At 51.1% G+C, this 13,625-nt stretch carries 12 protein-coding genes; 11 read left to right on the top strand and 1 reads right to left on the bottom strand.

Features of this window, described 5'->3' with window-relative positions; genetic code table 11:
- Positions 1–344: 344 nt before the first annotated feature.
- The 11 genes from KDX31_09765 to KDX31_09715 all read left to right on the top strand — a co-directional run bounded on the left by KDX31_09765 (position 345) and on the right by KDX31_09715 (position 13,023).
- Positions 345–2,990 carry a hypothetical protein gene (locus KDX31_09765; GenBank protein ID UTW01669.1) on the top strand — a complete coding sequence of 882 codons (2,646 nt, stop codon included), beginning with the start codon at positions 345–347 and terminating at the stop codon, positions 2,988–2,990.
- An 82-nt stretch (positions 2,991–3,072) separates the two neighbouring features.
- On the top strand, positions 3,073–4,014 hold the full coding sequence (truA, locus tag KDX31_09760; protein UTW05245.1) for a tRNA pseudouridine(38-40) synthase TruA: 942 nt from the start codon (positions 3,073–3,075) through the stop codon (positions 4,012–4,014).
- A 57-nt stretch (positions 4,015–4,071) separates the two neighbouring features.
- Positions 4,072–4,692: a phosphoribosylanthranilate isomerase gene (locus KDX31_09755; GenBank protein UTW05244.1), complete on the top strand. Its 621-nt coding sequence runs from the start codon at positions 4,072–4,074 to the stop codon at positions 4,690–4,692.
- A 25-nt stretch (positions 4,693–4,717) separates the two neighbouring features.
- Positions 4,718–5,905: a tryptophan synthase subunit beta gene (gene trpB, locus KDX31_09750; GenBank protein UTW05358.1), complete on the top strand. Its 1,188-nt coding sequence runs from the start codon at positions 4,718–4,720 to the stop codon at positions 5,903–5,905.
- 23 nt (positions 5,906–5,928) lie between these two features.
- Positions 5,929–6,732, top strand: a complete 804-nt coding sequence (trpA, locus tag KDX31_09745; protein ID UTW05243.1) for a tryptophan synthase subunit alpha — start codon at positions 5,929–5,931, stop codon at positions 6,730–6,732.
- 30 nt (positions 6,733–6,762) lie between these two features.
- Positions 6,763–7,659 (top strand): acetyl-CoA carboxylase carboxyltransferase subunit beta, encoded by an 897-nt coding sequence (locus tag KDX31_09740; protein UTW05242.1) that lies wholly within the window; start codon positions 6,763–6,765, stop codon positions 7,657–7,659.
- 71 nt (positions 7,660–7,730) lie between these two features.
- Positions 7,731–9,026, top strand: a complete 1,296-nt coding sequence (folC, locus tag KDX31_09735; protein ID UTW05241.1) for a bifunctional tetrahydrofolate synthase/dihydrofolate synthase — start codon at positions 7,731–7,733, stop codon at positions 9,024–9,026.
- Positions 9,026–9,577, top strand: coding sequence for an SPOR domain-containing protein (locus KDX31_09730; protein UTW05240.1), 552 nt, complete (start codon positions 9,026–9,028; stop codon positions 9,575–9,577). The genes folC and KDX31_09730 overlap by 1 nt, the downstream gene beginning before the upstream one ends.
- A gap of 68 nt (positions 9,578–9,645) precedes the next feature.
- On the top strand, positions 9,646–10,155 hold the full coding sequence (locus KDX31_09725) for a CvpA family protein (protein UTW05239.1): 510 nt from the start codon (positions 9,646–9,648) through the stop codon (positions 10,153–10,155).
- A gap of 54 nt (positions 10,156–10,209) precedes the next feature.
- On the top strand, positions 10,210–11,727 hold the full coding sequence (gene purF, locus KDX31_09720; GenBank protein UTW05238.1) for an amidophosphoribosyltransferase: 1,518 nt from the start codon (positions 10,210–10,212) through the stop codon (positions 11,725–11,727).
- 78 nt (positions 11,728–11,805) lie between these two features.
- Positions 11,806–13,023: an O-succinylhomoserine sulfhydrylase gene (locus KDX31_09715; protein ID UTW05237.1), complete on the top strand. Its 1,218-nt coding sequence runs from the start codon at positions 11,806–11,808 to the stop codon at positions 13,021–13,023.
- 56 nt (positions 13,024–13,079) lie between these two features.
- Here KDX31_09715 and thpR read toward each other — a convergent pair whose 3' ends face one another.
- Entirely contained in the window at positions 13,080–13,601 is a 522-nt protein-coding gene (gene thpR / locus KDX31_09710; GenBank protein UTW05236.1) for an RNA 2',3'-cyclic phosphodiesterase, read from the bottom strand.
- Positions 13,602–13,625 lie beyond the last annotated feature (24 nt).

Genomic DNA, 13,625 nt, shown 5'->3' with positions numbered 1-13,625 from the left:
TTCAGGTAACGTGATATCGGACAGTCACCAACTTAGGTAGTGCAAATTCGACTCTGTAGTTTGTTTGTGTTTACATTGATGTTGTTTCGAATATTGTTCATTAACATATTGAATAATATGGTTTTGTTTCTTTTTATTGTTTGGTTTGTTTTGTATGGGGTAGCAGTCTTTCGGTAAAAGGCTGTTTTAAATACTGAAGTTTAGCCATTTATGGCCGATCTGGGTTGTTGATTAAACGCAGGTTTTAATGAATACTTTGGCCATTAAAAACTGGATACGTAACTTTCTGAATATTGACGATTTTTGTTGAATTCAGGACCCGGGGAAATTAAGGAAGCGAAAATATGCTGCGCAAATTAGCCCTAAGTTTGGCAATTGCAGGTGCACTAGGAACCTCAAATGCAAATGCGCTTGGTCTCGGTGAAATCAAAATCACATCAGCCTTGAATGAGCCGCTGCAGGCAGAGATACAACTCTTGGAGATGCGGTCCGTTGATCCGCAACAGATTCAGCCAAGAATGGCCAATGTCGATGAGTTCGCTCTGGCCGGAATAGACAAATTACGCTTTCTCTCCGACGTCAAGTTTGAAGTGAAACCAGGGCCCTCGGGTCGCGGCACTATTATTCTGCGATCATCGGCGCCTGTGAAAGAGCCGTTTCTGAACTTTCTGGTAGAAGTGAACTGGCCCAGCGGTCGTCTGGTTCGTGAATATACCGTGTTGCTGGATCCGCCCATCTATGATCCTGCACCGGCTCCAGCCGCGGTTCAGCCTGCGCGTTCGTCTGCTGCCAGTGCTCCGGCGCCCGTAGCAGTAAAACCGATAGCACCGCAAACGCCGGTCAGTAATATCCGTACCCGCATGACTGATGGTCAGGTATATGTGGATGTTAACGACACATTGTGGGATATAGCCAGGCAGCATAAGCCCGCCGCTACTGTTTCTGAAGCGCAGATGATGCTGGCGTTACAGCGTAAAAACCCTGAAGCATTTCCCAATAACAACGTAAACCAGATGAAAGCTGGTGTTGTTATGGATCTTCCTTCGCTGGAAGAGGTTCAGGCTCTGAGTCATAAGCAGGCTAATGAGGAGTTCTGGCGACAAACTCAAATGTGGAAGCAGGGTATAACGTCTGCGGCTCAGTCAGAAGTAATGGGTAGTGCTGATAGCGCCGATAACGCGGAAAAGCAGGCGACTTCAGAAAAAAAGGGTGAGGAGGTTGCAGCCAGTTCGGCCCAGGGGCAACTGAAGATAGTCTCTCCTGATAGTAAGGCTGAAACGAGCACAGTATCAGACCAGGCGGCCGAAACGAATATAAGTCAGGCGGATTCCGCGCTGCTGGAAAAAAACAGGCAGCTGGAGGCTGATTTGGCTTCAGCGCTGGAGAGTGTTGATCAGATTCAGCGCGAGAATACGGAGCTTTCCAGTCGGGTTGATGCGCTTGCGCAACAGATGGAAAGTCTGCAGCGATTGCTGGAGCTGAAAGATCAGCAGTTAGCGGAGCTTCAGGCAGAGCTGGAATCTGCGAAGAAGCAGCCGGTTGCCAATCAGGTTGTTCCTGCAGCTGAGTCTCAGGCGAAGCCCAAAAGTTTACTGGAAGAGTTTGGCCTTTATATAGGTGCTGCTGGTGGCGCTCTCATCGCCTTTCTACTGGCGTTGCTGTTTATGCGCCGGAGTAATAAAGAGGATGCGTCAGCGTCAGATGGTCCAGGGCAGGCGAAAGCAGCTGAGCAGCCAGAAGCGGTTGCAGATGTTTCTGCTGATGATGCAACCGTCATTGCAGCAACTGCAGCTGCAGCGGTCTCTCAGGAGGCTGTGGTGGAAGAAACTGATCTGGATGAGCTGGATCTCGACCTGGATATGGATCTGGATAAAGTTGAAGATGCGGCTTCTGCTGATGCTGATGAGCAGGAGTTCGATCTTGGATTTGACGAGGACTTCGGCGAGCCTCCGGGTCCGGATCCAGAGCCTGTGGGACAAGCAGAAGATGAGCAGGTTGATGATGCCCTCGATTCCATCCTGGGAGAGGACAGTGAGTCCTTTGATCTGGATGATCTGACTGAGGAGTCTGCTACTGATGATCTGGCGGCGTTTACAGACGAGCCGGAAGAGCCTGAAGCTGAAAGTCTTGAAGCGCTTTTCGCTGCTGAGGATGTAGCGGCAGAAGCCGATGATCAGGATACTGATCTGGAGTTTGATATACAGCCAAGCGTCGATGTTGTCGAAGAGGAGGAGTCTGCAGATCGTCTGGACGACGATATGGATCTGGATTTTAGTCTTGATGATGTTGATGTTGATGTTGCTGATGAGGTCGAGGCCGCAGGCGAAGAAGAGGGTGATGCGCTCGACCTGATGGGCGAGTCAGATGCACTTGATCTGGTAGAGGACGATGCGAGCGGCCTGGTAGAAGACTCGGAAGAGACTGCTGTTGAGGATGAGTTTGAGGATCTTGATGCTCTGTTGGCTGAAGCTGAGGTTGAAGACGAAGGCAGTGCAATAGCTGAAGAGGATGCTTCGGATGCAGAGCTTGATGCGTTGCTTGCCGGTGTCGGGGAAACCGATATTGAAGAGCTGGATGTCACTGATAGCGATGCAGACCTGGATGATGATCTTCAGGCGATGCTTGATGGTGCTGTAGATGATGAAATTGTGCTGGATGAAGAGGAGTTTGTCGCTCCACAGTCGGATGATGGCTCGGCGCTTAGTCATGACCTTGATGCAGAGCTCGATTCAGAGCTGGAGATGCTCCTGAATGATGCGGGCAGCGATGAGCTCAGTCTTGATATGGCAGATGAGGATGAGGATGGCTCGCTGGATGGGTTGAACTTGCTCGAGGATGCGGACGAGGTTGAGACAAAGCTTGATCTTGCGCGGGCTTATATGGATATGGAAGATCTGGATGGCGCTAAAGATATCCTGGAAGAGATCGTGCGTGAGGGGAGTGAGGCTCAGCGTTCAGAAGCTAACAACCTGTTAAGCTCTATTAGCTGATAACTGATCGCCCTGGCAGCTCTGCAGAAGTGTTCGCAGAGCTGCCAGGGTCGTTTCCATTAACTTTGAGATAAGATGTAATATGCCGCGGGATATATCCCAGTTTGAACACCAGCAAGGGGCGACTTCGGTCGCCCTTTCTTATGATGTGGCCGATACGGTTTCTGGGGCTGTAAGGTCGGAGTCGACCGGTTCAGAACAGTCTGAATCTGATGCTCCAAAAACTAACCGCTATGCGCTCTGTGTTGAGTATGCGGGGGCTGCCTATCGTGGCTGGCAAACTCAGAAAGAGAAAGATGTTCCATCGATTCAGGAAACGGTCGAGAAGGCGTTGTCGAAGATAGCCAATGAGCCGGTTAAGGTTATCTGTGCCGGTCGTACGGATGCCTGTGTCAGCGGTACCTACCAGATTATTCACTTTGACACCTCTGTTCAGCGTCCCGACCGGGCCTGGGTAATGGGAACCAACACGAAATTGCCGGATGATATTGCAATCCGTTGGGCAAAGTGTGTCGATGATAGTTTCCATGCCCGGTTTTCTGCCCTTGAACGGCGATATCGCTATCTTATCTACTCAGCACCGGTTAAGCCGGGATTGTTGAGCCGTGGAGTGACCTGGACTCATAAGTCGCTGGAGATGTCGCGGATGCAGGCCGCCGCAGACTATCTGGTTGGTGAGCATGACTATACTTCCTATCGTGCCATCGGCTGCCAGGCCAAAAGCCCGGTGAGAGAGGTCAGGGCGATGGATATTTACCGGGCAGGAGAGTTGATTGTGATTGATGTGAGGGCTAACGCCTTTCTGCATCATATGATCCGTAATTTTGCCGGGGTGCTGATGAAAATTGGTGCTGGCGAAGCTGAGCCGGTCTGGGCAAAAGAGGTACTTGAAGCCCGGGATCGCACTCAGGGAGGGGTAACTGCACCGCCATACGGGCTTTATTTTGTGGATGTTAAGTATCCAGACCAGTATGAGTTGCCAAAATCAGAGCTGGGGCCCTATTTCCTGATGCAAAACGGTTAACCTCAGGCCCCGCTATCTGTTACTATTGGTCTCTTTCTGAATAGTCTGATCTAAGTGATGCGAACCCGCGTAAAAATCTGTGGAATTACCCGGCTCGAAGATGCTCTGGCGGCAGTTGAGGCTGGCGCTGATGCCCTTGGTTTTGTGTTTTATCCGCCCAGCCCCCGGTATGTTGATCCTGCTGTTGCAGAGGTGATTATCCGGCAGTTGCCGCCATTCGTGACCAGCGTAGCGCTGTTCGTGAATGAGTCTGCAGAGCAGGTTTGCGCGATACTGGATCAGACTGGCATCGATCTGTTGCAGTTTCATGGTGATGAGTCGCCCGAATACTGTGCTCAGTTCAGCCGACCCTATTTTAAGGCGCTGCGTATGTCTCCGGATATTGATGTGGCGGCTGAAACTGAACGTTTTGCTTTATCCCGTGCGATCCTTCTGGATGCATACCGTCCCGGAGTTCCCGGGGGTACAGGCGAGGCGTTTGACTGGGAGCGCATCCCATCTGATTTAGATAAACCGCTGATTCTTGCCGGCGGACTCGATCAGAACAATGTGGCAAAGGCTATAAGTCGGGTGAAACCCTATGCTGTTGATGTCAGTGGCGGGGTGGAAGCGGCTAAAGGCATTAAAGATAGTTCAAAACTAATATCATTTATGAATGAGGTAGCTCGTGCTAACTAAAGAAGATCTCGCGATCGCAAAGCAGATGCCCGATGCAGGTGGTCATTTTGGCCAGTTTGGGGGCCGTTATGTGTCTGAAACGTTGATGGCTGCTCTCCAGCAGCTTGAACAGACCTACGAAAAGCTTTGGCGGGATCCACAGTTTCAGGCTGAGTTTGACTATGACCTTGCTCACTACGTTGGTCGTCCTTCACCCCTGTATCATGCGGAGCGTCTCTCCCGTGAACTGGGTGGTGCGCAGATCTACCTGAAACGTGAAGACCTGAACCATACCGGTGCTCACAAAGTAAATAACACAATTGGTCAGGCTTTGTTGGCTAAATTTACTGGTAAGCCCCGGGTTAGCGCAGAAACGGGTGCAGGTCAGCACGGTGTTGCTACAGCAACTGTTGCTGCCCGGTTGGGGCTTGAATGTACTGTCTATATGGGCGAAGAGGATATTCGTCGGCAGGCTTTGAACGTTTACCGGATGAAATTGCTGGGTGCCGATGTCGTCTCTGTTACGTCCGGCACTCGTACGCTGAAGGATGCGATGAACGAAGCGATGCGTGACTGGGTTACCAATGTTGATAATACCTTTTACATTATTGGTACCGCCGCCGGTCCGCATCCGTATCCTAAGCTGGTACGTGACTTTCAGTCCATTATTGGTCGTGAGGCTCGTCAACAGTGTCTGGCGCAGACGGGCAAGCTTCCGGATGCATTGGTTGCCTGTGTGGGTGGAGGCTCTAATGCCATCGGTCTGTTTCATCCATTTATCGAAGATACGGATGTGCGCATGATAGGCGTGGAAGCGGGTGGTTATGGGATCGAAACCGGTCAACATGCTGCACCGCTGAGTTCGCATTGCAGGCCGGGAGTGCTGCATGGTAACCGTACATGTCTGATGTCGGATGAAGGCGGTCAGGTTATTGGTACTCACTCTGTTTCAGCAGGTCTGGACTATCCAGGCGTGGGGCCTGAGCATTCTTACCTGCAAGAGATTGGCAGGGCGGAATATACGGCCGTTAACGATGATGAAGCATTACATGCATTCCGTCATCTGACACTGACAGAGGGTATTATGCCGGCACTGGAGTCCAGTCATGCTGTGGCTGAGGCGATGAAAATGGCGCCAACAATGGACAAAGATCAGATTATTCTGGTTAACCTGTCCGGCCGGGGTGACAAGGATATCCATACCGTTGCCGAGATTGATGGCATTAACTTTTAAGCCCTGACTGAGTGAAGATTAAGATGAGTCGTATTACTGAGTGTTTTAATAATCTGAAAAGCCAGGGTCGTAAAGCGCTGATTCCCTATGTGACAGCAGGAGACCCTGAACCTAAAGTAACCCTGCCTTTAATGCATGCACTGGTTGAATCCGGTGCCGACATTATTGAGCTGGGTATTCCGTTCTCTGACCCGATGGCCGATGGTCCGGTTATTCAGTTGGCCTGTGAGCGTGCCTTGCTGCATGGTACACGTCTGATCGATGTGCTGGATATAGTGGCTGAGTTCCGCAAGACTAACCAGACTACCCCCGTGGTTTTAATGGGTTATCTGAACCCTATCGAAGTGATGGGTTATTCTGTGTTTGCAGATAAAGCGAAAGCGGCAGGGCTGGATGGTATTCTGACTGTAGATCTGCCACCTGAAGAGGCCGGGGAGTTTAACCGGCTGATGAAGGCATCTGATATCGATGTTATCTATCTGCTTGCACCAACCACTGAGGTGGAGCGGGTTAAACAGATCTGTGCGGCAGGCAGCGGTTATGTCTACTACGTATCGGTTAAAGGTGTAACCGGTTCTGCGTCTCTGAATGTTGCTGAGGTGGCCGAAAAGCTGGAAATTATTCGCGCGCATACCGATATGCCTGTCGGTGTGGGCTTTGGTATCCGTGATGATGCTTCAGCCCGGGCAATTTCGGAAGTGGCTGATGGTGTAATCGTCGGCAGTGTGCTGGTTAATAAGATTGCCGAGCTTGCCGGTAATCAGGAACAGATTCCTGAGGCGGTTGCAGCGATTACTGCAAGTATGCGTCAGGCAATGGATAAATAAGGGCTGCCACTGGCAGCAGCTGGAGTAATAATGAGTAACTGGCTGGATAAAATTGTTCCTTCTCTGGTTCGTTCCGAGAAGAAGCGAACCAATATTCCTGAAGGACTTTGGAAAAAGTGTCCCAAGTGCGAATCTGTGTTGTATCGTCCGGAGCTGGAAAAAAACCTGAATGTCTGCCCTAAGTGTGACCATCACATGCGCCTTACTGCGCGGGTCCGTCTGAATGCCTTTCTTGATGACGGTGCAACCCGTGAAATTGGCGCTGAAGTTGAACCGGTAGATCACCTGAAGTTCCGTGACACCAAGAAGTATAAAGACCGTCTGGTTGCAGCTCAGAAAGAGACTGGCGAGAAAGATGCGTTGATCGCCATGCGCGGTGAGGTGAATGGCCTTCCCGTTGTTGCCGTTGCCTATGAGTTTAAGTTTATGGGCGGTTCTATGGGGGCTGTGGTAGGTGAGCGTTTTGTTCGCGCGGCGAATATCGCTCTGGAAGAGGGGATTCCGATGATCTGTTTCTCTGCCAGCGGTGGTGCGCGGATGCAGGAAGCGTTGTTCTCGCTGATGCAAATGGCTAAAACCAGCGCTGCGCTGGAGCGACTAAAACAGGCGGGGGTTCCCTATATTTCTGTATTGACGGATCCGGTTTATGGTGGAGTTTCCGCTTCACTGGCGATGCTGGGAGATCTCAATGTGGGTGAGCCGGGCGCACTGGTCGGTTTTGCCGGTCCGCGCGTTATCGAGCAGACCGTACGTGAAAAACTGCCAGAAGGGTTTCAGCGCAGCGAGTTTTTGCTGGAGCATGGTCAGATTGATATGATCATCTCCCGGGGAGAGCTGCGGGATCGTCTTTCCTCAGTGCTGCGGATGATGCAGGGGCTTCCTGCGGTTCCCGGTACGGATTCTGAATCAGTTTCCGCCTCCGTCTGATCACAAACCTATGATAAGGCCGCTGTTGTTACTTTAGCGGCCTTTTTATTGTCTGGGATAAACTGACCATTATGACTGATGTACACTTTGAAACCCTGCCTCAATGGCTCGAGTGGATTGAAAAAAATCATCCGGTCGATCTGATAGAGCTGGGTCTTGATCGTCTGCGTAAAGTCTATCTGCGAATGGGCCTGGATCTGAGCGCCAGTCGAAAGGTTATCGTTGGTGGCACTAACGGTAAAGGCTCGACTATTGCCATGCTTGATCAGGTGCTTCGTGATCAGGGAAAGACCGTCGGATGTTTTACCTCTCCGCATTTTCTGCGCTACAACGAGCGGATCAAGCTTGCCGGGATGCCGGTCAGTGATGACCTTATTGTGCGGGCATTTGAAGCGATAGAGTGCGCGCGGGGTGATGTCAGTCTGACCTATTTCGAATATAACACACTGGCAGCATTGCATCTGTTTGCGATCGAAAAACCGGATGTGATGTTGCTTGAGGTTGGTCTGGGGGGGCGTCTCGATGCAATCAATATTGTTGATGCAGATATCTCTGTTGTCACAACGGTTTCAGTCGATCATGTCGACTGGCTGGGAGATGACCGGGAGCAGATCGGCTTTGAGAAAGCGGGTATCTATCGTGCCGGGTGTCCTGCTGTCTGTGGCGACCCTAACCCACCTCAAAAGTTACTCAGTTATGCTGACCAGATAGGTGCCCGGCTTTTCTGTCGTGGTCGTGACTTCAACTGGCTGCCGGCTGATAAAAATGGATGGGTGTGGCAGGGGGAGCAGGCCGATGGCAGTAAGATGACAATCTCGGGTTTGCCGCAGATCTATCTGCCAAAATCCAATGCGGCTACGGTTATGCAGGTGCTGAGTTTGCTGGAGATGATGCCCGAACCTCAGCAGCTCAAGCAGAGTCTGGCTAAGGCTTCGCTTACTGGAAGAATGCAGCAGTTTACCGTTTCCGATGTCGATTACATTCTCGATGTTGCCCACAATCCAGAGGCGGCGGAGTACCTCGCTGGTCAGCTTCGTGACGACCCGGTGGATGGTCGTACCCGGATGGTATTGGGAATGCTGGCAGATAAAGATATTGATCAGGTACTGGCTGAGCTTCAATCCGTCGTCGATCAGTGGTATCTGGTCAGTCTCAGCGGTGCCAGGGGGCAGTCAGCAGAAGTACTGTCAGAAAAGCTGACTGCCCTTGGGGTGGCTGTTACCCGGCTGGCGACTTATGATACTGTTGCCGCTGCACTGCAAGGCGTAGCGAATGAGGCGGCGCCAGGGGATCGGGTGGTTGTTGCTGGCTCCTTCCTGACTGTGAGCGATGCGTTAATCGCACTGAATATGGGTGGTAAAGAATAGTGAATGATGGCTTTAAACAGCGTTTGGCCGGTGGTGCAATTCTGATTGTGGCGGCGGCAATTCTTCTGCCAATCTTTTTTGATGGTGCTGGCTATCGTGAGCGCCAGCTTGAAAGTGCAATTCCTGCGCCGCCAGTTGAGCCGCAACTGGTGAGTATTGAGCCTGAGAATAAACCGTTACCAGACACTTCCGCACCCGCAGCACCAGCTAAACCGGTAACCGTTGCGGTGATGCCGAAGCAGGTTGCAGAGGCGGTGGCACAGCAGAAGCCTGTGATTCAGGAGCGTGAAGATCCTCCGGCACTGGATCAGGAAGGTGTTCCTGTTGCCTGGAGTCTGCAGCTGGCGAGCTTTAAGGATGAAGATAATGCTAAAGGGCTGCGCACCAGGTTGATTAAAGCCGGTTATAAGGTCTATATTCGCAAGACGGGTGATCTGGTGAGAGTGTTTGTCGGGCCGGATATTCAGAAAACCCGGTTGACTGCATTGCAGGACGATATTCAGAAAGAGTTCGGTCTGGACGGTATTATAGTCCGTTTCACGACACGATAAACATTGGGTTCGGCAGATAGCTCTGGTAGAATTCGCCCCTTATTCAGATCCTGAAGTAGACATTTAGTATGACACTCAACTGGGCCGATTGGGCAATCATCGGCATCATAACAATTTCCGGGTTATACAGCCTGCGTGGTGGCTTTATGAAAGAAGCACTGTCGCTGCTGACCTGGGTGGCTGCATTCATTGTCGCCCGACTGTTTGCCCCTTCACTGAGCACCCTGCTGGAAGGCCTGTTAGAGACGCCTTCGCTACGTATAGGTGCCGCCTTTATTCTGCTTTTCGTCGCCACCCTGATGGTGGGCGCTGTCATCAATAATCTGATTAATATGCTGGTTCAGGCAACGGGTCTGAGCAGTACTGACCGGATTCTTGGCATCGGTTTTGGGGTTGTCAGAGGCGGCCTTATTGTAATTGTTATTACTGCATTACTGGTGCGCTCACCAGTAACAGAAGATAGCTGGTGGGCAGAATCGCAACTGATTCCCCATTTTTTGCTGATGGAATCCTGGACACGGGAGACAGCCGCTGATATTGGCCAGATGATCTGGAATATCAGCGGTCAGAATAGCTAAACCAATTTTTCATTTATACTTGCTGTAACTAACTTAATACCTGAGGTAGCCTTAATGTGCGGTATAGTTGGCATCGTAGCCAAAAGTAATGTGAATCAGACGATTTTTGATGCATTGACAGTGCTACAGCACCGTGGCCAGGATGCCGCCGGTATGGTGACCTGTGAGGCAGACAGATTCTTTATGCGTAAAGATAATGGTCTGGTGAACGAAGTGTTCCGTACCCGTCATATGAAACGCTTAATGGGTAATGTGGGGATTGGTCACGTACGCTACCCAACTGCAGGCAGCTCCAGCTCAGCTGAAGCGCAGCCCTTTTATGTCAACGCGCCTTACGGTATTGCGCTGGCACACAATGGTAACCTGACCAATACAGCAGAGCTGCGCGAGCAGATGCGCAAAGAGAATCTGCGCCATATCAATACCACCTCTGATTCAGAGGTGTTGCTGAATATCATGGCCCATGAGCTGCAGCAGATTGGTAAGCTGATCCCGACCGCCGATGATATTTTTGCAGCGATAAAAGCGGTGCATAAACGGGTCCGGGGTGGCTATGCGGTCGTTTCTGTGATTACCGGTTATGGCATTGTTGCCTTTCGTGATCCCCACGGTATCCGCCCGCTGGTATACGGTCAGCGTGAAACCGCAGAGGGTACCGAATATATGGTGGCTTCAGAATCGGTTGCGCTGGATATCTCCGGCTTTACCCTGATTCGTGATGTCGCCCCAGGCGAAGCCATATTTATTACTCAGGACGGCGAAGTTCACACGATGCAGTGTGCCGAGAATCCACAGTTGCATCCCTGCCTGTTTGAATACGTTTACCTGTCGCGTCCGGACTCAATTATTGATGAAGTGAACGTGTATAAGTCCCGTATGCGTATGGGTGTGAAACTGGCTGAAAAAGTGATGCGCGAGCGGCCGGATCATGATATCGACGTGATTATTCCGATACCTGATACCAGCCGGACGGCCGCCCTTGAAATGGCTCACCATCTGGATGTTAAGTTCCGCGAAGGTTTTATTAAAAACCGTTATATCGGCCGGACATTTATTATGCCGGGTCAGACTCAGCGGACTAAATCGGTTCGCCGTAAACTCAACCCGATTGAGCTCGAGTTTAAAGACCGGGTAGTGATGCTGGTAGATGACTCGATTGTACGCGGTACTACGTCACAGCAGATTGTTCAGATGGCCCGTGAAATGGGTGCGAAGAAGGTCTACTTTGCATCAGCTGCGCCAGCGGTTCGTTACCCGAACGTGTATGGAATCGATATGCCTTCAGCTTCCGAGTTGATTGCTCATGGTCGTACTGATGATGAGGTGGGTGTTGAGATCGGCGCCGACTGGATGCTGTATCAGGACCTCGATGATCTGAAGGATTGTCTGCTGGCGGGCAATAGCTCGGTGACTGGTTTTGATGCTTCGGTATTTGATGGTAAATATATTACCGGTGATATTGACGAAGCTTATCTCGATCGTATTGATGCCGAGCGTAACGATATGGCGAAAGGCGGCGATAAGAAATCAGCTACTAATCAGAATGCAGATCTGCATGCGACCATAAGCTGATCGGGTCTGATTGTATGTTGGTAACTGTGCAATTTAAATAAGTACTGAACAGGTACTATGACGTAGGAACAAAGGCTGATGTCCAAGTCCAGTTTTGAGCGTCCCGAACGGATACAGTTTGTGGATGCTGACTACGAGTTCAGCACTCTGGCGATTCGTGCGGGACAACACCGGAGTGATGAGGGGGAGCATAACGATGCGATCTACCCGACCTCCAGTTTTGTCTACTCCAGTGCCAGAGAAGCGGCTGCCCGTTTTGGTGGCGAGGAAGAGGGGAATATCTATTCCCGTTTTACCAACCCGACCGTTAATGCTTTCGAGAGGCGTATGGCAGCTCTTGAAGGCGCAGAACGCGCTGTTGCTACATCGTCTGGTATGGCGGCAATTCTCAGCACCTGCCTGTCGTTACTGAAACAGGGCGATCATGTTGTCTGCTCGCGCAGTGTGTTTGGCTCCATTGTTTCACTGTTTGATAAGTATCTGAGCCGTACAGGTATCAGTGTTACCTATGTGGATCCTACCGATATAAACGCCTGGTCAGCGGCGGTCACACCCGCAACCCGGATGTTTTTTTTAGAAACGCCGTCCAATCCTCTGGCTGAGTTGGGTGATATAGCAGCAGTAGCTGAGCTGGCTCATCAGAATGATGCTCTGTTGATGGTCGATAACTGTTTCTGTACCCCGGCACTGCAGCAGCCTCTGAAGCAGGGGGCTGATATCGTGATTCATTCTGCAACTAAATACCTGGATGGTCAGGGGCGTTGTGTGGGCGGCGTGGTTGTCGGTCGCGATAAAGAGATGGAAGAGGTTTATGGTTTTATTCGCACTGGTGGCGCATGCCTAAGCCCGTTTAATGCGTGGGTCTTTATGAAGGGCCTTGAAACCCTGGAGTTGCGTATGAAAGCCCACAGTGCGAATGCGCTGGAGATGGCTCGCTGGCTGAAGCAGCAACCGGGTATCGATAAGGTTTATTATTCCGGATTGGAAGAGCATCCTCAGCACGCATTGGCGAAACAGCAGCAAAGCGCCTTTGGTGGGGTTCTGTCGTTTGAGGTGAGCGGTGATAAAGCAGCGGCATGGCGCTTTATTGATGCCACTCAGATGATATCCATTACCGGTAATCTGGGTGATGTGAAAAGCACTATTACTCATCCGGGCACCACTACCCATGGACGCATGAGTGCTGAAGCGAAAGCGGAAGCAGGTATCAAAGATAACCTGATCCGGCTTTCGGTCGGACTTGAATCGGTTGACGATATTAAGCGTGATCTGCTGCTGGGGCTGGCAGCAACCTGATTGGTTGTGGTTGCAGGGATGCCCGCCCGGTTATGACCGGAGCGGGCATTTTTATGTCACGCAAGAGACCACTCATCCAGAGTAGTATGTACCGCTCCGGTAGAATAAAGTTTGCTTTGTTTCAATAGGACGGATGATAAAGTAAAGCTAAATTCTTTATCGCAAAATGCCTCGCTGAAGTGACCGATCTGAGTTTGCGTAAGGGGTCTGCGAGTGCGCCCCAGTGTCAGATGGGGGTGAAAATTTCGCTGCTCAAACAACACTCCCTGTTGTTGCAGGGCATAGCTGAGACGCTGTTGAAGCTGTAGTAGCGGCTGCGGTGAATCGACACCGAGCCATATCACGCCAGAACTAAACTGCCCAATTCCCCGCAGTTGTACCCTGAAAGGTTCCTGGGAAAGCTGCGCGAATGCTCTGCTAACAGAATCCCGGATAGTGTGCGGCTGTTCGCCGAGAAACAACAGGGTCAGATGGAGCTGTTCGGCGGGCATCAGGCGCAGGCTTTTGAATTGTGGGCAGCAGTTGCGGATGGATTGGCGCAGCGCTGCCGGTGGATCAATTGAAATGAACGTACGCATAACTGAATACTAGGCGGGAAACCG

It is taken from the genome of Amphritea atlantica, from assembly GCA_024397875.1.
Classification (GTDB): domain Bacteria; phylum Pseudomonadota; class Gammaproteobacteria; order Pseudomonadales; family Balneatricaceae; genus Amphritea; species Amphritea atlantica_B.
The sequence above is the reverse complement of the archived record's forward strand: the minus strand, read 5'-3'. Positions and strand labels throughout refer to the sequence as shown.